Genomic DNA, 20,289 nt, shown 5'->3' with positions numbered 1-20,289 from the left:
AACACCTATTCCCTGATACTTGTTTTATCGTGCAGGGCCATTTCTGCAATTTCATCCTTTCTTTTAAAAGAAACTCCTTTGTGTTGTTGCATATACCGGATCAGATCGCCGGTTATTTTCACCATTTGTGGTGTTCCTCCTATGCGGTCATGAAAACTTATCGACAATTGCCTTCTTTTAAATTCACCTTCTGCATATAGCTGATCGAACTCCTGTTTTACCTGGTTAAAGAACTGGTCAACAGAAAAATTTTTTCCTTCTATTAGTAGGATGTCATTGTTGCGCAGTGTATAAGGCACCACAACAAAATCGCTGTTATTTACCTGTATAATAAATGGTTCATCCCTGCTTAAGTCATCGATGTGATAACTGAAACCGAGTTCCTGCAGGATCTTTAAGGTGTTCTCTCCACGGCGCAGCCAGTTGGCATTATACCCTTTGGGTGTTGCGCCGGTCACTTTGTAAATAGCGCCTGCTCCGTCCTCAATGAATTTTTTTTCTTCGTTGTAAGGAAGGTTGTACTGCGAGCTCCAGTTCATTCCATGCGCCGCTGCTTCATGGCCGCGCGCTACAATTTCTTTTGCCAGCTGCGGGTTGTTTAACACCGCCGTACCTACCATGTGCGAAGTGACCTTGATGCCATATTTATCCCAGTTATCTAACATTCGTGGAATGCCTTCTTTATAACCATATTCGTACCACGTATCTGCCGGCAGGTCTTTGTATCCTTGTTGAAGGTTGGCAGGGAACGGACTTTCTGCATTTACCGGCTGGCCGCCTGCTTCAAACTGCATTGAAACAGACACTACCAATCTTGATCCATCGGCCCACTTTGATTGTTTATTCATTTGTTGAGGTATTGTATTTTGTTGAAATAAATTATTGAAGGGCATTATGCCGCCGATACCAACGGTGCCGGCCAGTTTCATGAATTTTCTGCGCGATTGCATTTGTATCTTTATTTTTTTAATAATTGGTCCAATGCCAGCGAATTTGCATCAATAAAATGCAGGAGGAAAGCTAACAGCGCTATGTGAATTATTTGCGAAGGAATAGCATCCCAGTTCTCGATCATGGTGGTGCCAAAAAGTAATAGTAACATTACAAGGCTGCCGGCTATCAATGCGTATTTGGTAAATAAACCGGTAAGCAGCAGCAGGCCTATAGCAAATTCTGCAAAGGGAAGCACCATGCTGAAGGGTACAACCAGCGCCTCAGGCAATAATGATTTCTTAAAATTGCCAACCATCCAATTGCTGAAAGTTTGCAGCTTGGGAAAACGAACCAGACCATGCCCGAAAAAACTAATGCCAATGGCAAGGCGCAGAAGTAAGAAAGAGATTGTGTTCATTCAAGTAAGTTTTGCTGTTTTGAATTATACAAAACTCGGCCGCCGGCATTGGATAGATTTGTACTTTTAATTGAAAAATTTGTATTTTAAAAGGATGCAGGTCAGTAATCTACATAAGCCCTTCGAGTTAGGTGTATTTGAATCGGACAATTACCTGGCTGCCGAGCATAAGAATACATATTTTGAATTGGTATTTATTCTGGAAGGCAAAGGCATTCAGGTCATTAACAGGCATAAGTTACCTTATGGCCCCGATAAGTTGTTTTTGATCTTTCCCCGCGATACGTATGGCTTTGAGATAGAGGCGCGAACGCGGTTTTTCTTTTTGCGCTTTAATGAAAGTTATTTAAGAACACAGTCTAAGGAATGGCTGCAGAAGCTGGAATATATTTTTCATAACCACAACCACCTTCCGGGTTGTATTCTTAAGAATGTTGAAGATAAACCGTTGATCCGGGCATTGGTACAGGCATTGGTGCGCGAGCAGGAAAGAGGGCATGATGCCCGGCTGGAAGTACTTCAGCAATTACTGAACACGATCATTACCATAGCTGCAACCAATATCGAGTTGCAGCAAACTGTTACACCCCGGCTTGCGTCTCAACCTGTGTCGGTGCTGGGTTATATACATCTTAATATTTATACACCCGAAGCATTACGAATAGAGAAGTTAGCGGAATATTTTAATATGTCGCCCACGTACATGAGCGATTATTTCAAACGCCAAACGGGCGACACGCTACAGAACTATATCAACATATACAGAATGCAATTAATTGAAGCCCGCTTATTGCATACTTCTTCAAGACTAAATGAAATTGCCAGTGATTTTGGTTTGGCCGATGTAAGCCACCTGAATAAACTGTTCAAAAAATATACAGGAATGAGCCCTACGGAATTTAGGAAGAAGAGAACAGGAGCGAATAATGCGTAGTTATTTACAGGACTCAGGGTGTCTTTTACAAATATCAACCATGTCTGCTGTATATATCCAGGTAGCAGTAACCTGTTGTAATGTTTTTTGAATACGGTCGTACATAAGCCCTCTTACTTCAAGTAATTGTATATAATATTTGTGCGATGTTTCATGGTTGTCGAGCACTGCATTATAACCTCGTTTATTCATATAGGCATTTGTTTCAACAAGGACCTGTTTTACTTTCCTGATGTGGCGGGCAATTTCTTTACGATATATTTCCAGCTGCAACGCAGTTCTGTCAACGGCGGGATAATTCAATTTGTTTATAGAGTCCAATACATTCCCGAGGGCGTGGCTTAGGTTATCGGCTTCCCTGAAATAAGAGTTGTTAAGGTCCCGCATTTTATTTTCCAGCTCTTTGTCGGTAGGTAATTCGTTGTGAATGCGGTCGAATTTCCTGTCATCCTGCCGAAACCTGTCGCTCATTGCCATTAGCAGATAGCTTTTGCCGGCTGCTTCAACAGCCATTGCTTTAATGATGGCATTAAGCGAGTCGCTGTATGGCTGGTAGGGCGGTTTCTTTGTTTTTGGGTACATGGCCTTATATGCTTCGTCTACTGAAGCTGGTAGTGCGGGCATTCTTTCGAGAAAGCCGGGAATTTCGGCGCCTTTGAGTGTTGTTTGTGCATTACCTGTTGCAAACAACAGTGCCAATGCCATGCAGCTGAATATAGAACGCATATGTAATTTGTATTAGTAAGCATAAAGCTACTCTCGTTCCTTTTGCGTAAAAATATCTGAGTTCATCAATTGAATAAAAGCTTGCATGAACTGGGAATAACTTAAATTACCGTATGAATTATAGAAGGGCGGGCCAGTTTTATGGGAATACAAATGATACCCTTGTTTTAAACGGCATCATACTTAATGACGCTGACTATACCCATGATCATGTTGACTGGCATTATCATGAAAATGCCTACTTCACTTTTTTACTTACCGGCCGGGTGCTCGATGGAAATAACAAAGTGACTCATGAATGTTCTGCCGGCAGTCTTCTTTTTCAAAACTGGCAGGAGCCCCATTATAATGTTGGCTCAAAGCAATATACCCGTGGGTTTCATGTTGAACTAAAGCCTTCGTGGTTTGCTTATTTTGATATGCCTGTAAACCTTGTTGAAGGAAGTATAAGAATAACTGATCCTGCGCTCATAACGAATATGTATAATGTGTTTAAGGAAATGAAATTGCATAATGGCAAAAGCCAGTTGGAAATAGATGCATTACTGGTGCAATTGTTTGGCGCCTTTACAAAGGAAAAAGTACTAATTAAAAGCCAGGTGCCGGCCTGGGTGAAGGTTATTAGAGAAGTGCTGCATGATTCGCCAGACGGATGGAAATTAATAGAATTGGCAAAGCTCGCCAACGTACATCCCGTTCATTTATCGCGCCATTTTTCCAAATACTTTAAAGTTACCCTGGGCGATTATATTAGAACCATTAAAGTACAAAAGGCGCTTTCGCTTTTGCCCAATAAACAGCTTTCGCTTACAGAAATAGCCGCTGAATGTGGTTTTGCAGATCAAAGCCATTTTATAAGAAGCTTTAAAAGCTGCCATCAACTTACGCCATTACATTATAGAAAATTGTTCCTGAAATAAACACCACGTTAATCTGGTTCTATTTTGGCCATTGGCTTTCGGGTAGTTTTGTGAAAAATGCACCTCTACGTTATGCGTTTATCTGTCTTCATCTTATTACAATTTTTTGTGGGTACGCTGTTTGCGCAAACAACAAATGTTGTTACCAATCAGGGTATCACTTCAGCCTTTCACCGGGCAAACATGGGTAAGGTTCTATTTACGGCTAAAAACATTTCAGTTTCGGAGCTGCGGCAGGCCGATGTATTGCAGGAATATGTGTTTACAAACAAAAGCGATCTGTTTATAACCGTGTTCATGGCTAACTCCATGACCAACTATTTGCATGAGCTGGCGCCCGATTTGCCGGCCGACAGTGTGGTAAAGATGGGTAACTACCAGTTTGCTTTATATGTTGATGGCCGGCTGGTATATGAAAGCAACCTGTATCCCGGCGCGCCCAACCGGAACGTGCAGGACACCGCTACCTTTATAAGCAAACCATTGGCTGATTATAATCATGAAGGCGTTTATTGGACCCAATATTATTGGAACCGGTTTTTGGCAAATGGGGGCGACAGTGCGCTAACTGATGGCAAACACCTGCTTCAAATGCAAATAAGACCCTATGTTAAGTTAAATGAGGTTGTTAAGGTTGGTAATATAATCGCCGAAGGGAGTGTAAACCTTATGGTGCTGCGAAAAGTGAAGATAAACCTGGCAAACATCAGGCTTAATACAATAAAACCATACGCCGGTTTTGGCATTAGTAAAGAACCATTTGACCGGGATAAGATACGTGCCCTGAAAGGGAATATAGAAGAAGGTGTTTTCAAACACATAAACGGGGTAGTGGTTGTCAGTAACGGTAAGCTGCTTATTGAAGAATATTTTAATGGCGCTAACCGGTATAGCCTGCACGATCCCCGGTCGGTTGGAAAATCGTTTGCCTCAACAATAACAGGTATGGCTATACAGGATGGTTACCTGAAAAGCGAAGAACAACCGTTGAAGGAATTTTATGATATGCACCGGTTTGAAAATTATGCAGCAGAAAAAGAAAGTGTCTTTATTAAAGACCTGCTTACCATGAGCCCGGTTTTTGATGGCGACGATAATACCAATTCGCCGGGTAATGAAGAGAATATGTACCCAACCGAAAACTGGGTGAACTTTACATTGAATCTGCCGGTGAACCGCACCAGGCCGGAAGGTGAATGGCATTATTTTACAGCAGGTGTTGTTTTATTAGGCGATATTTTAAACAGAACTGTTCCGGGCGGGTTGGAGAAATATGCCGATGAAAAATTGTTTAAACCACTTGGTATTACAGATTATAAATGGCAGCATACGCCACAGCATGTTGCCAATACCGCAGGGGGCATACAATTGCGGGCAGTTGATTTTGCCAAATATGGGCAGTTGTATAAGAATGAAGGAAAGTGGAATGGCCGGCAGCTATTACCTGTGCAATGGGTGCAGAAAACTTTCAGCAGGCATAAAGCTATCCCGCGCAGGGTAGAAGAGTATTACGGTTATCTATTCTGGAATAAAAAATACAAAGTAGCAGGTAAAGAATATGAAACTTACTATTGTGCAGGTAATGGCGGCAACAAGATCTTTGTTTTTCCCAATCATCCCTGGGTTATTGTAATTACCGCCAGTGCTTATGGTGCATCGTATGCGCATTCGCAGGTCGATAAAATGATGACGGAATATATTATACCGGCGTTGATTGCGCAGGATGGCAAATAATTGCCAGTGGCAAAAGTTCATTGCCACCGGGCAAAAGTATTTTGTCCATAAACAAACCATCGATTTCTTATGGACAATTTTACCCTGCCGCCAGGCAATGACTCGTTGTCCATCGGCAAACGTTCATTGTAAATGGACAAAGCATTTTTGTTTGTTGACAATGAATAATTGCCCGGGGCAAAAACAAAATTGTCCAAGGGCAACAGTTCTTTGCCCCCAGGCAATTATATAACTGCAAGGGCAAACGGGTAATTGCCGGGGGCAAAAATCCAATTGCCCGGGGCAATTATCCAATTTCAATGGGCAATTATACAATTGCCCCTGGCAGCGATATAATTGCCCGGGACAAAGACATATTTGCCCCGGACAAAGAGTAATTATCCAGGGGCAAAACAAAATTGCCCGCTGGCAATGAATCATTGTCCGCGGGCAATTTTGACTATAATGGTTGATTATCAGGCTTACTGATCAAACCAACTGCGGGCTTGGATACTTTACGTCCTTAACTCCTACCATTGTATTCGTTTGTGTACACCACACTTTCAATCGAAAACAGGCAATGATATCTGCAGGGTTCAGGGTAGTTGTTTTTGCTTCCTGTAGTTGCGGAATTTTAGCCATTGCTTCGGGAAGACGATAAAACGGAATGCGTGAATTGATATGATGAATATGGTGATAACCGATGTTGGCGGTAACCCATCTCCAAAAAGGATTCATGACCATGTAGCTCGAAGATAACATGGCTGCATCTTCATAGCACCAGTCGTCTTTTTCGCGGAAGACTACACCCGGAAAATTATGCTGCGCATAAAATAGATATGCACCTATCATAAAAGCCACCATAAAGGGTATTACGGCTGCCAGCAGCCAGGTAAACCAGCCCAGGTAAACAAACACCAAAATACTGATAGTAAAATGAACGATCAGCGCTACCAGTGAATCCCAATGACGTTTGGGCGCACTGACAAAAGAGCGTACACACATGCCTAAAATAAACATGGTAATATAACCGAAGAAAATGGTAAGCGGGTGTCTTATGGCCAGGTAGCTGCGTTGCTCTGCTTTGGACGATTGCATGAACCTGTGTTTGGTCATAACCGGGTACGACCCAATACTGGCCGTAAATAATTTGCAGTTATGATTGTGGTGGTAATCGTGCGAACGCTTCCAGATGCTCACCGGCGCAAGTATGAAAATGCCATACAGTTTGAAAAGAATGTCTGCCGGCAACGAGCGGTTCAGAATACTATGATGCTGGTGATCGTGAAAGATCACGAACATACGGACCATAGTAAGCCCGGCTCCAGTGCTGCAGGCAATTCGCAGGTAGGGATTATCTAAAAAATAAATGCCAGCGAAAAGCGCTGTAAGGATGGCAAGCGTCGTAAGGGTGAAATACCAGCTTTTCCAGGGTATTTCTTTGGCGAATGGTTTGGTAGCAAGGATCAGTTCCTTTCCCGGGTTTTTTTGCATGTCTGGTTTCTATAGGTGTTTTTTATACAGTTGATTTACTTTGGGCCGGGCGTTTGTGCTTCCATCGTCTATGTGACCAAAGCCATAATTCTGGTTGCTCTCGTATGTCTTTTTCCAGTCTGGCGGTGTGTAACTGAGAGATCTGTCCATCGGCGGTATTTTTCGAGTCTTCCGACAATACTTCCGCCAGGATGTTGTAATAACCTCTTTTCTGTCGCTTTATTGTTATATATACAATGGGGTATCCCATTTTTTTGGCTATTTTCTCTGTGCCCTGAAAAACGGGTGTATCCTGGTTAAGGAAGGTTGTCCAGAATGCACTTTCCGGCGATGGCGTTTGATCGGCAATAAATGCAGTGGTGCTGATCATCGATTTGTTTCTCACCATGTCTTTATAAGTATCTTTCATGGCAATAAGCCCGGTGCCAAAGCGGGTACGCATGCGGTACATTAAACCGTTGAAGTACTTGTTGCCGAATGGGTGATAAACCACAAACAATTTTTGTTTACAGGTGAGGCTGTAGGTATTTCCTGCCCATTCCCAATTGCCATAATGCCCCATTACGAGCATAATGCTTTTTCCCTCCTGGTGATAGCGATCGAATATATCTTTTGCACCCGCACTTAAGGTGCATCGTTTTAACATTGACTTGGGGCCAATCGTAAGCGTTTTAAAGCTCTCAAGGAAAAGATCGCAGAGATAGTGATAATAGTCCTTGCACAGTCTTTTTAACTCCTTTTCCGATTTTTCGGGGAAAGAATTGCGGAGGTTTTGCATGACCACCTTTTTGCGATAGCCAAAAACGTAGTAAAGAATAAAATAGAACCCATCGCTTACCCTGTATAATATTGGAAAGGGTAGGATGGAGAGAAAATAAACGAACGGTAGCGAAACGTAATAGATCAGGCCTTTCATGAATGGCTAAGATAGTTGTAAATGGGCCCGAAACAAAAAAACTCAGGGAATGTTCACAGAAAAATAAGTGTATTTTCTACCCCGGACACCCCCTGACAAACATCGAAACCCCAAAACCGCATTAAATACGGCGAACAAGGGCACTCATGAGCTTATTATTGGCTTTTTAAATGGTAACCGCTATGGCGATACGTGCCCGCGGAATGTGTGGTAATGAAAAAAAGCTGATCTTTCGAACAGCTTTTGAAAATTATAGTTCTATGAAATGCGCTATTATGGTTTATTCGTAAGTAGCAGGGCAGCTATTTCATTAAATCCTTTAATGGTAGCGTAATCAAGGGCCTTTTGTTCTTTCGCGTTCACAATAGACGCATCTGCACCTTGCTCAAGCAGGTATTTCACAATGTCCTTTTTGCCGGCAGAAGCTGCATAATGCAGTGCCGTATTTCCCGACTCGTCGCTGATGTTCACATTGGCGCCACGTTCCACTAAAAGTTTTACCATGCTCAAATGTCCGTTCTTGGCGGCTACATGCAACAGGCTTTCACCACCATAGCTATAGCTGTGATTAAAGTTGAAGCTTGCTTCCAGCGTTATATTATTGGCCTGTTCTACCCAGGCAAGATAACCATACATGCTTTCCGTATTGCCCGACACGGGCTGACTGAAATTCACGTCCACCCCGTTATCGAGGAACATACTTACAATTTCTTTCTGGTTTTTGGCACAGGCGTACCAGATCGGTGAAAGCCCCTCCTTGGATGTTACCAGTACATCGGCTCCATTTTGTACCAACAGGTTGGTGAGCGCCCTGTTTGTATCGTAGCAGGCAATAAGCAATGCCGAATCGCCGGCATGGTTGGTATGGTTTACATCGGCATTGTTTTCGAGCAGAAAACTTACCATGGGCTGGTTCTTGGTGCGAACGGCCATCAAAAGCGGCGTGTCGCCCACTTTGTTGGTGGCGTTCACATTTGCGTTGCGTTGTAAGAGCAGTTCGGCAATATCTTTATTGCGTGCGTTTACGGCTATCATCAGCGGCGTTTCGGCATTGTTGTTATTCAGGTCTGCGTCCATATCAAGCTGCAGCAGTTTATCTACCAGTTCTTTTTGCCCCGTTTGTGCTGTAAGGTGCAGCAGGCTGTTACCCTGGTTGTCGTTGATGTCGATACGGGCATTATTTTCAAGCAGGTAGAGGGCCGTTTGCTTTTGTTTTTGCAGGCAGGCGAAATAAAAGGGTGTTTCCCCATTATGATCTTCGTAGTCGATGTCGGAGCCTGCTTCTATTAGCAGCTTCACCAGGTCGAGGTAACCACGGTGTGCAGCATAATGTAATGCGGTGCGTCCTTTTTCGTCTGTGTAGGTTACATCCACTTCTTTATTGGCGATCAGTATCTCTGCTATCTTTCGTTTGCCGCTTTCACAGGCAAGTATAAATGACATGGACATAGGTCCTATATTTTATGTTTTAATAATAGTTCAACTGTTTTTGATTTGAGGTTATCCTGCACGGCCAGCATCATGGGCGTTTGCTCCATGTCGTTGGTGGCATTGGGATCGGCGCCTTTTTCAATAAGCAGCTTTACTTTCCGGTACAACTGCCGGGCAGCTTCCTCCTCATAGTTCACATTGTACGCGCATACCTGGTGCAGCAGGGTATTGCCGGCATTGTTTTTCCGGTTAACATCAATACCTGTTTCCAGTACGGCCTCAAGCATACCGGCCGGCTGTTCGCAGATCCAATCCAACGCCGACTTTTCATTACCATAATGCGGCGAGGTTTGATAAACATCTGCCCCATCATTGAGCAAAGCTTTCAGCAGTTCTACGTCCTTGTCGGTTCCCTTGCGGCGCATACGTACAGCGCCTAACAGCAATGTTTCTCCATTCTTATTAGCTATGTTGAAGTCGGGTGCGCCGTAAGCAGTCAGCTTCCTGTAAGTATCAGCGTCACATACCTGGTGTACCACGGCGGCATAAAAAGGCGTTTCCCCTTCTTTGTTGGTTTGGTTCAGGTCTGCACCCTGTTGCAGCAGGAATTCTATATAACTCTTTTTGTTTTTGTTTATAGCCAGGTGCAGGGCCGTTTCACCTACAATGTTGCCGTCGTTAACATCCAGTCCCTGTTCAATGAGAAGTTTGAAGTATTCAAGCCCTTTTTCTTCGCGGATGTTGAACTCCTGCACGATCTTATACAGGTAGCCTGCTTCCGAGTTGTCTTTATAGTGTACGTCGCAACCCGCATTCACCAATGTGGTGATTGTTTCTATGGGCGCCTGGTTTACAAAGGCAAGTTCAAGTATGGTTTTATTCTGGACGGCGTCGCTGATGTTGTCCAATTTTGCAACAAAATTGCGCAGGAATTGCTGATGCTCTTCTGAAGCGGTCACGTTTCGAAAGAGGCTTTCGAAAATGGTGCCATCCAGTTTTTCGTATTCGTAAATATCTGTTTCTATGGAGCCGCCGCCTGCCAGTTCAATGATCAGGTCATAGGCTTTAGCCTGCAACAGTCCCTCAAAAATTTGCCTTATTAAATAGCCGGGTACATCGCGTGGTATTTTTTCTCCCTGCTGTATAAGCGTTAAAGCTTCCTCCTGGCTGTTCTTTTTCAGGGCGTTCATTAATGCATTCATGTGAAGTAAGATACAGTTTATCAGTTTATATAAATTAACTAAGGTAGAATAGGAGGCTTTTACGGCCAAATGGGGATTGTTAAATACCCATATTCCTTAGGCTAATTAACTGTTACTTCAGTATCAACTTTATTGTATTGTTTTTTCGCATGTCTGTGCTTAATCGCAGCACTTGTGTCTTCTGACCATAACGTATGCGAAGTTCTGCTGTGTTCGGCGTTATCGATCCAAGATTGTCGGCCATGAACAATAATTCATTTTCTCCAGGCTGCAATTGAATGGGGATCTTTTGCACCGCATTCATAACGGGAAAACCGGTTGTTACCCATTTCCCATTAAGCCGCAGGGAGATGCTGTCGCCATCCTGCACCTCGCCATCCCATAGCTCTAAAACAATTGCAGCGGTATCAACTGTAATAGTGGCCACTGGGTTTGTCGTTCTTTTCGCTACCCGGTCGTTAAGATCATTTTGTGCTGTGGGTTTATAATATACATCTGCTACTAAAAAGGTTCCCCATACGTTCGACCGGTTACTGAGATCAAATCCATATTCCTTGTTGTCGGTCTTCATATATAAAAAGCCGGTATTAGGTGGAATGCCGCCATAATTATCAGCAAAGAATATGAACAGGTTTCTGCCTGTATCCAGCGTTGCCTGTAACTCGCGGTTATGGTCGTTGATCTCATTTTGGTAGAACAGCGGTTTGCCATTGTGCAATAAGGTCACGGTATCCTTATCATATTTTTCCTGATCTTCTATTTTCATTTTGGCAATGGCATCTCCTGTAACAATGCGGTCATAGATGCCCAGGTAAATGCCGCTTGTTTCGGGTTGAAGAATACGCCTTACACTTGAATCTGCGAGGGGAGTATTGTTGATCTTCTTCAGTGTGATGCTATCCCGATAAAGAAATTCACGCAGGTTAACCTTGGTAGATACCCATATTTCATCTCCATCGTACAGTCCACGCATCCAAAAGTCGGCCTTATCGATCCACTTCCGATGTAGCGAAAGATTATTGTTCCGGAAATCCAGTGTTCCGTTAAGGTACCACATCCAGATGCCCAATTTAAAGGGAGTTTCCTGTAATGGGTATTTGCCCCGGCTAATGCCTAATTGACCGTCGTTTTTGCGCACTAGCAACATTTCATAAGTTCCGCTAAACTGGCCATATTGCAGTTTTACTTTTGCCGGATACAATTGCTTCTGGTCAGGAATACCAATCTGAAGGTTCATGATAATAGAAGTTGATGAACCCGCGTAAGGTTTTCGGCTCATTTGCCAGGTACCTGTAAATTTATCGGCCTGCGCCTGCGCCTGGGCAACGGTAAAGAACAATAAACAAAGCAGCCCCGGATAGTTACGTTTCATTGTTGTAAATTAGGTCAAACATTACACCAACATGCTCATGTATATGGGTATCTTTTATATTTTTATACATTCAAAAGACCTTCCGCCTGGAATTTTGTAATAAAACCGACAATTAGTGTTATTTAATTCAGTTGAATTCTTATTGTTTCTACCATCCGTTTTTATACTGTATTGGTTTGTCTTTAACAGGTCGTTACATTGGCAAAATATATTAGTTTTAATAGCCAGTTATTTCTTTTATGGCTGGTGGAGCTGGAAATTCATGGTGCTACTGGCGTTAAGCACTTTTCTCGATTACTTATATGGTTTTGGCTTGGCATTGCAAAACAGAAGAAAAGCCAGGTTCTTTTTATGGTTGAGTGTTTTAAATAACCTGGGTATACTGGCGGTGTTCAAATACTATAATTTTTTTGCATTACAATTTCAGCAGGGGCTGGCCTTACTGGGCTTTCAGGCAAATGCTGTTTTACTACAGGTGGCCATTCCCATAGGCATTTCGTTTTACACCTTTCATGGCATGTCGTATGTGTTTGACATATATCGGGAAAAACAAAAGCCTGTAAGGAATTTTATTGATTATGCCGTGTTTGTATCGTTCTTTCCATTATTGGTAGCAGGCCCTATTGAAAGGGCCAGTCACCTGTTGCCACAGATAAGGAAGAAAAGATTTTTTAATTATACGCAGGCGGTAGAAGGTTGTAGATTGATATTGTGGGGCCTGTTTAAAAAAGTGGTGATTGCAGACAGTCTGGCGGTGATCGTAGATAAAATATTTTCCGATTATGGCCACCAGCATAGTTCTTCTCTTATTGTGGGAGCTATTGCTTTTTCGTTTCAGATCTATGGCGACTTTAGCGGATATTCTGATATTGCATTGGGTACAGCCAAGTTGTTTGGGTTTGAATTGTTGACTAATTTCAGGTTCCCCTATTTTTCACGAGACATTGCCGAATTCTGGCGCCGCTGGCATATCTCCCTTTCATCGTGGTTCAGGGATTATTTATACATTCCACTGGGCGGTTCTAAACAAGGGAAATTAAAAGCTGTGAGAAATACGTTTATCATTTTCCTGGTAAGCGGTTTCTGGCATGGTGCCAGTTGGAAATATATTGTATGGGGAGGTATACATGCCTGTGGGTTTTTGCCATTGCTGTTGTTAAACCGTAACCGGCAACACACAACCGATGTTGTAGCCCAGGAACGCAGCTTGCCTACGGTAAAAGAACTTTCACAAATGACCCTCACTTTTGCTTTTGTAACATTTGCCTGGGTATTTTTTCGCGCCGCAGATATGAAAGAAGCAATCGGTTATTTAACAGGCTCCGTTATCAATTTTAAGCAACCGAAAGATCTTTTAATGTGCCTTAATGTATGCTGTTATGCTATTCCATTAATAGTGTGCGACTGGTATGTGCGAAGAGATGAGCGAAGCTTACAGGTCCCAAAGGGTATTAAACCTGTTGTATACATTGTACTGGCGTTGCTGGTGCTCTTCTACTTTGGAAAGCAAACCAATTTTATTTATTTTCAGTTTTAGGCAATGAAGCAATTTTTAATAAAGACCACGCTGTACTTTCTGGTAACGGTATTGTTGTCAGGGGGAATTATTTATACGTTCATTTCCCAAAAGCCCGAGTTTTTCTTAGGGCCTGCTGTGGATTATTTTCAATGCCAATATCAATACGGTCAAATTAAGAAGCAAACCGGCTTCTCAAATATTATCATTGGCGACTCACGGGGAAATGCATGTGTTAACCCGCGCCAGCTTGGGGAAAAATGGATCAATTTATGTATTCCGGGAAGTGATTTGTTTGAGGGGTATATTACATTGAAGAGATACCTTCAGCATAATAAGGTGGATACGTTAATAATGATTTATGGAATGGGGTATATAAGCGAATATTCTCCCTGGTTTAATCATAGGACCATCCCATTCCGGTTTGTTAATTATAGCGAGTTGAAAGAGCTGGAGCAACTGGAAAGAAAATACAACTATGTTTTTCATGATCAGGATGAAGATCATGGTAACCTTCGGTACGATCAGTTTACCAGAAGGCTAAAATACTGGCATTCGCCGTTCTCTTATCGCGAAACATTTCTTGATGGCTTAAATAGTTTCTGTTTTTCTCAAGCTCAGGTGGCAGTTGACAAGCAAAGAGTAATTACTCAATTGAGCAAATACCGAGGTTATACAAACTTTGGTGTAGCTGATTCTAATAATACAGACAAGATAAATCCTAAACTTCGCTTTGCGCCGGGAAAGATCAATCAGTATTATCTTGATCTGGTGATGCAGCTTGCGGCTAATCATAATATAGCTGTATATTTAATTAGTCCACCTATGAACCAGGCATCTTATAAGAGCTATAATAAATCGGTATATGAATCAACTACAGATCAGTATCTGGAAGGGTTGTCCAAAAAGTATTCCCGGTTATGTATTTTGCCAACTGCTGTATGGTTACCGAATATTATGTTTGGCGATCCGTTACATGTTAATAAAAAGGGCACTGCCTGGTTTTCAGCAATGGCCAGGGATTGTTTGAACAGGTAAACTATTTTGAATTTTGGTATATTGTAATAAATTGATCATTATATGGCTTATGATATTAAACTTGCAGATAGGATCAGGGAATATCTGGTACAGTTTTCCAAACTAAAGATTGAAGAAAAGACAATGTTCAGGGGCCTGGCGTTTATGGTGAATGGTAAGATGTGTATTAATGTAAGTGGAGATAATTTGATGTGCCGTTTTGATCCTGCATTGCAGGAAGAAGTTGCTGAGCGGAATGGTTTTTTGCCAATGATCATGAAAGGCAAAGAATTAAAAGGGTACTGCTATGTTGAACCGGAGGGGTTTAAAAGGAAAGCAGATTTTGAATATTGGGCCGGTTTGTGTTTGACATTTAATGATAAGGCAAAGTCGTCGAAGAAGAAGAAGAAATAATTGTAAGGCTTATTTGATAAGGTCAATCAATTCATTTCTAACGGTTGGTAAATATGTTGGATCGATCTGAAATTCAACCTTTAATTCATGAGAATAATTTTTATTAATTCTGTCTTCTTTTTTAAAATAAAGTCCCACTGAAAGATGCCCGAGATCGTCAGTTGCCTGGAATGACAATTGTAATTCTCCAGGGCTCATGCTTTCCAAAACGGCCTCGCCTTTTCTGTTTTTAACAAAGCTTTCCAGGTCGATAATAAACCGGTTTATATCATCTTCACTTAGCCATATATAATTATCGTAATTGGCTTTAATGTTTTCCGTTTCAATTTGTATTTGTATCCTGTGGCTGGGCAGGTGTTCTTTTACGGATTCTATTTTAATGAATTCAATCCTTCTTGTTTTAAACTCGTTGGTGATCTTCATGTAGCTATTATTAAGTGCAAGTTACTTTCCAATGATCTTTTTACGATGGGCTAAACCCCAGAAATGAAGCTCATCCAATACTTTTTCCAGTGAAAGGCCGTGAGCCGTAATGCTATACTCCACTGTGGGTGGAAAGGTATCGTATACGTTTCTTTCAATAAGACGGTTAGCCTCCAGGCTTTTTAATTCCTTTGAAAGCACTTTATCGGTGATGCCGCCAACGTCCTTGGATATTTGCCGAAAGCGTTTAGGCCCTTCAGATAAAGTAAATAAAATAAGTAGTTTCCATCTTCCTTCCAGTGCTTCAAGTGCATCTTTGATGGAAAGCATGGTTTTAGGACAGCCGCCTTTGGATAACATAATCTATAAATTAAGATACTTTCCCGTTGGATAGTGCTATCCAATGGGATATTACTATCTAATGGATAGTAAAGGTAGTTATTTTCGAGCCGTTAAAATATTACACTATGAAAGCATCGAAAATGCTACATGTATCGCTTTGGATTGTACAGATCGTATTAGCCATTGGTTTTATTTGGGCAAGCGCCATGAAACTGTTCCTGTCTGCAGATAAACTGGCTGCCATGTGGCCCTGGACTGCCGGTAATGGTAAACTAACAAAAGTTACAGGGGTGCTTGACCTGCTGGCTGGTATAGGGCTGGTGTTACCCGCACTATTGCGTACCCGAAAAGAGATTACCGTTTATGCCGCCTGGGGAACTATTCTTTTGATGGTTGCGGCCAGTATATTTCATATTATAAGAGGTGAAGCTTCTTTGATAGGCGTAAACATTTTCTTTGCGGTGATGGCAGCACTGGTTGCATGGGGGAGGCGGTATCCCTCTAAAAGATGATTTTTTGACAGATGATTTTTCGTGTTTTTTGTTTTCGGCCTGGTGCCAGTGTTACTGGTACCAAATCATTTAATACATATTAAAACAAAGAACGATGATTTATTCTGTTAATCAAGCGCCAACAATTAGTAAGGTGTTTATTTCCTCATTAATGCTCATGGTTGTATTTGTTTGCTCCTGCAAAAAAGGCGACACGGGCCCGAAAGGCCCCCAGGGGCCCGCAGGCACAGCCAATGTGATTTATTCAGATTGGTTTATACCTGCCTCTTACACCATGTCAACCATTTTCGGCATAAAACACTTTGATCATACCCGGCAAACGCCGGCAATTACGCAGGCAATAATTGACAGCGGCGTTGTGCTTACTTATGGAAAGCTGGCAGGGTACAATCCACAAGTGTGGCCTGCTGGCCAAATAGCGCAACTGCCAATATCACTCACATATGTGCAGGGCAATACAACAACCGATACCTGGTCGGCTTTCGACAGCGTAGGTAAACTCCGGATCAATTTTGTAAATAACCTGAATATTTACAGCTCCATCAGTACGCAGCATAGTTTCCGTTATATCATTGTGCCCGGCGGCGCTAAAGTCAGCAATGGGCGGCGCATCGATCTGCATTCAATGAGCTATAATGAAGTGTGTGACCTGCTAAAAGTTCCCCGGTAGTTTTTAACGTGCTTTTACAAGAAGGGCCTCCTGGAAAATTCAGGAAGCCCTTTTCAATTCGTTAGTGGTGTGTGATGCCCCACACCTTTGGCGTTTTTATTCCTCTACTGCTAACAGCGATAGCTTTTTCTTCCCTGGAATTGGGCGTTAATTTCTTTCCCAATACATAGCCGCAAGCAAAATTACGCACGTGATAAAAGTAAACGCCTTCAGATGTTTGTATATTGAGATAAAAAATAGCTGTGTTTGGAAGGTCGGGTAGAATAGCGCAGCCATTCAGTGTAAGAGTTAACGTTGAACCCGAGGTGCTGAGGCTGGCATTTGAACAATTGATCAGGGGGGCGCAGCTGGCTGATGTTTCGTCGTAATAACTGATCGTAATTGAACAGGTGCCGGCAACAGGGACCTGCCCTGCATTATCGAGGGTTATGGTATTGGATGTATTGGATATGGTAGTGTTAACCATAGGATTGCACAAATTATGGCTGCCCTGCGGAATAGGAAGCTCGCATTGAGCGTACAGATGTTCATTTTTAAACAGTATCACTGTTAAAAAGAATAAGATGGCAATTGATTTCTTTTTCATATTGAAATAGGTTTTTGGTTAATTTGTAATATATGTTCTTTTTCAGCAGAACGCTACACAAATTGATGGGGATGTGGATTGTCGTTATAAATGTATAAATATGAGTTATAGTCGTGCCGGAGCTAACGCCATATCATTAATTTCACCTACAATAAGTGTTATTATGCAGAAGTTGCTATTATTTGCTTTGCTGCTTCCATTGTTTTCTGTTGCTCAAACGCCTGCGCCCAACAACTCAATTGAAGTATATCCTGATATGGCCTGGGACAGAATTATCAATCCCGGCGACTATGGATGGGATAACACGTTGCTTAAACAACTCCGGCAATTTATTATTGACAGTGCTCATACAACAGGGTTTATGGTAGTTCAAAGTGGTAAAATATTATTTGACTATGGAGATGTGCAGGAACTTAGCTATCTGGCATCCTGTAGAAAAAGTGTTCTTTCTATGTTATATGGACCTTTTGTTGAGAACGGAAAGATAAAGCTGAATACCACCATTGAGCAACTAAGGCTTAATGATGTGGGTGGGTTATTGCCTGTTGAAATGAAGGCTACCATAAAAGATTTACTTACGGCGCGTTCTGGAGTTTATCATCCGGCAAGTAATGAAGGTGATGCTTCTGCTATGGCTCCCAAAAGAGGCAGCGTACAACCTGGCAGCTTCTGGCTGTACAATAATTGGGACTTTAATATAGCAGGTTATATACTTGAGCAGCAGACAGGGAAAAGTATTTATGAACTAATTGATTCTATACTGGCTAAGCCACTTCATATGCAAGACTGGAAAATGGACGCGCAACGAAAAACCGGCGATACAACCATGTCCAAATATCTGGCTTATCACATGTGGTTCTCAACCCGTGATATGGCACGGTTAGGCTATCTAATGCTTAGAAAAGGGAAGTGGAAGAACCAGCAGGTACTGCCGGCAAACTGGGTAACAACTACTACTGTACCTGTTACTACCTATAAGGAGGCCGAGCAAAACAAGACTGCTTATTTTCATTTTGGTTATGGTTATCTGTGGTGGGTTTGGGATGCGCCCTTTGATAAGGATGTATACGAAGGCGCTTATACTGCAAGTGGGGCATTGGGACAGTTTATTACTGTTATCCCAAAACTTGATCTGGTGATAGCTCATAAAACCAAGTATGAATACGAGCGACAGGTGCCAACGGAGCTTTATTTAAAAATAGTTGACAAATTGGTAGCTGCCCGAAAAGATAAAAAGTAAAATGAAATATCATTGTTTCATTAAAAAATATCCATCATCTCATCATCAATAAATTCGCTTCCAGGCTCAACGTAGTAATCCCGTATACATCGACTGACTGTAGTATTTGTTTTTTTTCCAGTCTCCAGTTCTTGAATATCCGTTTGTATTTTTTTATTTATTTCCTTGTAACTAATACCTGCATATTTAATTTCCCGGCTGGCGCTTTTCAGATCCTTACGCCCAAAAGGGAGGATGGCTGTATAAGCAGGATTCATATATAACATTTGAAGTTCCGTTTCCAACTCTTTTGCCTGATCTGTCAGCAAATGAATATATGCATTTAACGTAGATGCCTCAAGGGTATTAATATTTTTATCATGTTCTCTCATCCACTGTGTTTCAAGTTGCAATAATTGCATTAGATCTTTATTCTCATATGCAACTGTAACCTTCTTCATCATTTCTTCTTTTTCTAATTTTAATGCTTCATTCTGCTCGGTGTCTGGATGCAATATTTTAGCCAATGCAACATAAATGCTTCGAATGCTTTTATTTTTCAACGCGGCCTTTTGTTTTTCCAATTCCTCTTTTGCCTGTTGCTTTTTAGTTTTAGGTTTTGCCTTTTTTCCGTTTTCTTTTTGCTCCCACTGCTTTTTTAATTCTTCCTCAATTTTACTAATATCGGGGTTGTCTGTAAGTAGTGAAGGGTCAAGCTTTAATCCAAAACGGCTATATAACATATCTATAAAATCTTCTTTCATATACCGTTCCTGGATCGAAAGCTCTTCGGCATAGCTGGTATTGCTATATCTTGAATAAAGCTCTTTAGTTGCCTCGTCAGGTTCTATCACACTAAAAGCATCGTCTAAAAAATCAAACAGCAAGTCATCCAACTTATTATTCTGACTGGCAGACAACTTTATCTCCTGTCTTTTTTTATGCAGCAGGTGGCATAACTGTATTTTTAAGCTGCCCAGTTCTTTTACATTTGGGTATACCTCAGCGTTATACAAGTTGTTCAACTTCTCCAGCTTATCTGTTTCGTTCAGGATTTGATTTTGCAATTTTTCAATACGCTTCACGATTCTGTTGAAGTTCTGTTGCTCCTTTGATAAAGGGGCATTGCCTGGCTTAATATATACAAGCTTATTATCCATGAGGGGGGGTAATGTGTTGTCTAAAATTGTTTTGATATACTTGGTGACTGGAACATTGTCGTAAAAGTACTTAATAGCGGATTTTCGGGGTGTAAAATTTATGTATAGGATATAAAAAAAAGGCTGAGGTATAATCGAAGCCTTTTGCCTGTACCGGGTATGGCAGTGGGAGCGAACACTTGGGGAATTTGTGGATTTTATGTGTATTCTTGAATGATATAAAGAAGTAACTTAAATCAATCTGAAAGAACTGGCTAAAAGGGGCGTCGTTAGTCTTTGATGGAAAATATATGCCTTACAATCAATTCTTTATAGGGTATTTTAAAGTTTTATTACATGTTATATAGCAATTAATGTTTCTCAAAATTGAA

The 20,289-nt window shown here is 41.7% G+C and carries 21 protein-coding genes; 9 read left to right on the top strand and 12 right to left on the bottom strand.

The annotated features are described in order from the left end of the window. Positions 1-5: 5 nt before the first annotated feature. Both GGD38_RS31700 and GGD38_RS31695 read right to left on the bottom strand, forming a co-directional pair. Complete coding sequence (locus tag GGD38_RS31700) at positions 6-950, bottom strand: polysaccharide deacetylase family protein (RefSeq protein WP_375296378.1); 945 nt, start codon at positions 948-950, stop codon at positions 6-8. 8 nt (positions 951-958) lie between these two features. Beyond that, complete coding sequence (locus tag GGD38_RS31695) at positions 959-1,351, bottom strand: DoxX family membrane protein (protein WP_375296377.1); 393 nt, start codon at positions 1,349-1,351, stop codon at positions 959-961. Positions 1,352-1,445: 94 nt separating this feature from the next. On the opposite strand from GGD38_RS31695, the gene GGD38_RS31690 reads away from it, so the two are divergent. Beyond that, the gene (locus GGD38_RS31690) at positions 1,446-2,285 is read left to right on the top strand and encodes a helix-turn-helix domain-containing protein (RefSeq protein WP_375296376.1); all 840 of its coding nucleotides are present in this window, start codon (positions 1,446-1,448) and stop codon (positions 2,283-2,285) included. Here GGD38_RS31690 and GGD38_RS31685 read toward each other — a convergent pair whose 3' ends face one another. After that, the gene (locus tag GGD38_RS31685; RefSeq protein WP_375296375.1) at positions 2,286-3,011 is read right to left on the bottom strand and encodes a hypothetical protein; all 726 of its coding nucleotides are present in this window, start codon (positions 3,009-3,011) and stop codon (positions 2,286-2,288) included. It lies immediately after the preceding gene. 113 nt (positions 3,012-3,124) lie between these two features. Here GGD38_RS31685 and GGD38_RS31680 point away from each other — a divergent pair, with 113 nt between their 5' ends. Next, a complete protein-coding gene (locus GGD38_RS31680; protein ID WP_375296374.1) occupies positions 3,125-3,931 on the top strand; it encodes a helix-turn-helix domain-containing protein in 807 nt (268 codons plus the stop codon). Positions 3,932-4,003: 72 nt separating this feature from the next. Then, positions 4,004-5,665: a serine hydrolase domain-containing protein gene (locus GGD38_RS31675; protein WP_375296373.1), complete on the top strand. Its 1,662-nt coding sequence runs from the start codon at positions 4,004-4,006 to the stop codon at positions 5,663-5,665. A 468-nt stretch (positions 5,666-6,133) separates the two neighbouring features. On the opposite strand, the gene GGD38_RS31670 is transcribed toward GGD38_RS31675, so the two are convergent. The 5 genes from GGD38_RS31670 to GGD38_RS31650 form a co-directional block, all read right to left on the bottom strand. Beyond that, complete coding sequence (locus GGD38_RS31670) at positions 6,134-7,138, bottom strand: fatty acid desaturase family protein (RefSeq protein ID WP_375296372.1); 1,005 nt, start codon at positions 7,136-7,138, stop codon at positions 6,134-6,136. A gap of 22 nt (positions 7,139-7,160) precedes the next feature. Next, the gene (locus GGD38_RS31665) at positions 7,161-8,054 is read right to left on the bottom strand and encodes a lysophospholipid acyltransferase family protein (protein ID WP_375296371.1); all 894 of its coding nucleotides are present in this window, start codon (positions 8,052-8,054) and stop codon (positions 7,161-7,163) included. A 273-nt stretch (positions 8,055-8,327) separates the two neighbouring features. Beyond that, on the bottom strand, positions 8,328-9,497 hold the full coding sequence (locus GGD38_RS31660; protein WP_375296370.1) for an ankyrin repeat domain-containing protein: 1,170 nt from the start codon (positions 9,495-9,497) through the stop codon (positions 8,328-8,330). 11 nt (positions 9,498-9,508) lie between these two features. Next, positions 9,509-10,687 (bottom strand): ankyrin repeat domain-containing protein, encoded by a 1,179-nt coding sequence (locus GGD38_RS31655; RefSeq protein ID WP_375296369.1) that lies wholly within the window; start codon positions 10,685-10,687, stop codon positions 9,509-9,511. Positions 10,688-10,799: 112 nt separating this feature from the next. Then, positions 10,800-12,059, bottom strand: a complete 1,260-nt coding sequence (locus GGD38_RS31650) for a hypothetical protein (protein ID WP_375296368.1) — start codon at positions 12,057-12,059, stop codon at positions 10,800-10,802. Positions 12,060-12,174: 115 nt separating this feature from the next. Here GGD38_RS31650 and GGD38_RS31645 point away from each other — a divergent pair, with 115 nt between their 5' ends. Genes GGD38_RS31645 through GGD38_RS31635 form a run of 3 tightly spaced genes read left to right on the top strand, consistent with a single transcriptional unit; the run spans position 12,175 to position 15,006 of the window. Next, positions 12,175-13,596 (top strand): MBOAT family O-acyltransferase, encoded by a 1,422-nt coding sequence (locus GGD38_RS31645; protein WP_375296367.1) that lies wholly within the window; start codon positions 12,175-12,177, stop codon positions 13,594-13,596. Positions 13,597-13,599: 3 nt separating this feature from the next. Next, positions 13,600-14,613, top strand: coding sequence for a hypothetical protein (locus tag GGD38_RS31640; RefSeq protein WP_375296366.1), 1,014 nt, complete (start codon positions 13,600-13,602; stop codon positions 14,611-14,613). 42 nt (positions 14,614-14,655) lie between these two features. Next, a complete protein-coding gene (locus tag GGD38_RS31635) occupies positions 14,656-15,006 on the top strand; it encodes a TfoX/Sxy family protein (protein WP_375296365.1) in 351 nt (116 codons plus the stop codon). A 9-nt stretch (positions 15,007-15,015) separates the two neighbouring features. Here GGD38_RS31635 and GGD38_RS31630 read toward each other — a convergent pair whose 3' ends face one another. Together GGD38_RS31630 and GGD38_RS31625 are read right to left on the bottom strand one after the other, a co-directional pair. Then, on the bottom strand, positions 15,016-15,429 hold the full coding sequence (locus GGD38_RS31630) for a hypothetical protein (RefSeq protein WP_375296364.1): 414 nt from the start codon (positions 15,427-15,429) through the stop codon (positions 15,016-15,018). Between the two features lie 21 nt (positions 15,430-15,450). Further along, on the bottom strand, positions 15,451-15,789 hold the full coding sequence (locus GGD38_RS31625) for a winged helix-turn-helix transcriptional regulator (RefSeq protein WP_375296363.1): 339 nt from the start codon (positions 15,787-15,789) through the stop codon (positions 15,451-15,453). Positions 15,790-15,896: 107 nt separating this feature from the next. Here GGD38_RS31625 and GGD38_RS31620 point away from each other — a divergent pair, with 107 nt between their 5' ends. Continuing rightward, the gene (locus GGD38_RS31620) at positions 15,897-16,283 is read left to right on the top strand and encodes a DoxX family protein (protein WP_375296362.1); all 387 of its coding nucleotides are present in this window, start codon (positions 15,897-15,899) and stop codon (positions 16,281-16,283) included. A 94-nt stretch (positions 16,284-16,377) separates the two neighbouring features. Continuing rightward, positions 16,378-16,953, top strand: a complete 576-nt coding sequence (locus GGD38_RS31615) for a hypothetical protein (RefSeq protein ID WP_375296361.1) — start codon at positions 16,378-16,380, stop codon at positions 16,951-16,953. A gap of 61 nt (positions 16,954-17,014) precedes the next feature. On the opposite strand, the gene GGD38_RS31610 is transcribed toward GGD38_RS31615, so the two are convergent. Further along, positions 17,015-17,539, bottom strand: coding sequence for a hypothetical protein (locus tag GGD38_RS31610; RefSeq protein ID WP_375296360.1), 525 nt, complete (start codon positions 17,537-17,539; stop codon positions 17,015-17,017). Positions 17,540-17,639: 100 nt separating this feature from the next. Between GGD38_RS31610 and GGD38_RS31605 the strand changes: the two genes are divergently transcribed. Next, positions 17,640-18,779, top strand: a complete 1,140-nt coding sequence (locus tag GGD38_RS31605; RefSeq protein WP_375296359.1) for a serine hydrolase domain-containing protein — start codon at positions 17,640-17,642, stop codon at positions 18,777-18,779. Positions 18,780-18,799: 20 nt separating this feature from the next. Here GGD38_RS31605 and GGD38_RS31600 read toward each other — a convergent pair whose 3' ends face one another. After that, complete coding sequence (locus tag GGD38_RS31600; RefSeq protein ID WP_375296358.1) at positions 18,800-19,918, bottom strand: hypothetical protein; 1,119 nt, start codon at positions 19,916-19,918, stop codon at positions 18,800-18,802. Positions 19,919-20,289 lie beyond the last annotated feature (371 nt).

Source organism: Niastella sp. OAS944, assembly GCA_024809215.1.
Classification (GTDB): Bacteria; Bacteroidota; Bacteroidia; order Chitinophagales; family Chitinophagaceae; genus Niastella.
Note: the sequence above shows the minus strand (reverse complement) of the source record. Positions and strands in the feature narration are given on the sequence as shown.

Bases quoted from the DNA above. Each gene is read 5' to 3' on its own strand.
- GGD38_RS31670 (WP_375296372.1), bottom strand. From the start codon at position 7,138: ATGCAAAAAAACCCGGGAAAGGAACTGATCCTTGCTACCAAACCATTC.
- GGD38_RS31610 (WP_375296360.1), bottom strand. From the start codon at position 17,539: ATGAAAAAGAAATCAATTGCCATCTTATTCTTTTTAACAGTGATACTG.
- GGD38_RS31620 (WP_375296362.1), top strand. From the start codon at position 15,897: ATGAAAGCATCGAAAATGCTACATGTATCGCTTTGGATTGTACAGATC.
- GGD38_RS31690 (WP_375296376.1), top strand. From the start codon at position 1,446: ATGCAGGTCAGTAATCTACATAAGCCCTTCGAGTTAGGTGTATTTGAA.
- GGD38_RS31600 (WP_375296358.1), bottom strand. From the start codon at position 19,918: ATGGATAATAAGCTTGTATATATTAAGCCAGGCAATGCCCCTTTATCA.
- GGD38_RS31615 (WP_375296361.1), top strand. From the start codon at position 16,378: ATGATTTATTCTGTTAATCAAGCGCCAACAATTAGTAAGGTGTTTATT.
- GGD38_RS31695 (WP_375296377.1), bottom strand. From the start codon at position 1,351: ATGAACACAATCTCTTTCTTACTTCTGCGCCTTGCCATTGGCATTAGT.
- GGD38_RS31675 (WP_375296373.1), top strand. From the start codon at position 4,004: ATGCGTTTATCTGTCTTCATCTTATTACAATTTTTTGTGGGTACGCTG.
- GGD38_RS31655 (WP_375296369.1), bottom strand. From the start codon at position 10,687: ATGAATGCATTAATGAACGCCCTGAAAAAGAACAGCCAGGAGGAAGCT.
- GGD38_RS31635 (WP_375296365.1), top strand. From the start codon at position 14,656: ATGGCTTATGATATTAAACTTGCAGATAGGATCAGGGAATATCTGGTA.
- GGD38_RS31605 (WP_375296359.1), top strand. From the start codon at position 17,640: ATGAGTTATAGTCGTGCCGGAGCTAACGCCATATCATTAATTTCACCT.
- GGD38_RS31630 (WP_375296364.1), bottom strand. From the start codon at position 15,429: ATGAAGATCACCAACGAGTTTAAAACAAGAAGGATTGAATTCATTAAA.
- GGD38_RS31700 (WP_375296378.1), bottom strand. From the start codon at position 950: ATGCAATCGCGCAGAAAATTCATGAAACTGGCCGGCACCGTTGGTATC.
- GGD38_RS31685 (WP_375296375.1), bottom strand. From the start codon at position 3,011: ATGCGTTCTATATTCAGCTGCATGGCATTGGCACTGTTGTTTGCAACA.
- GGD38_RS31650 (WP_375296368.1), bottom strand. From the start codon at position 12,059: ATGAAACGTAACTATCCGGGGCTGCTTTGTTTATTGTTCTTTACCGTT.
- GGD38_RS31665 (WP_375296371.1), bottom strand. From the start codon at position 8,054: ATGAAAGGCCTGATCTATTACGTTTCGCTACCGTTCGTTTATTTTCTC.
- GGD38_RS31660 (WP_375296370.1), bottom strand. From the start codon at position 9,497: ATGTCATTTATACTTGCCTGTGAAAGCGGCAAACGAAAGATAGCAGAG.
- GGD38_RS31680 (WP_375296374.1), top strand. From the start codon at position 3,125: ATGAATTATAGAAGGGCGGGCCAGTTTTATGGGAATACAAATGATACC.
- GGD38_RS31625 (WP_375296363.1), bottom strand. From the start codon at position 15,789: ATGTTATCCAAAGGCGGCTGTCCTAAAACCATGCTTTCCATCAAAGAT.
- GGD38_RS31640 (WP_375296366.1), top strand. From the start codon at position 13,600: ATGAAGCAATTTTTAATAAAGACCACGCTGTACTTTCTGGTAACGGTA.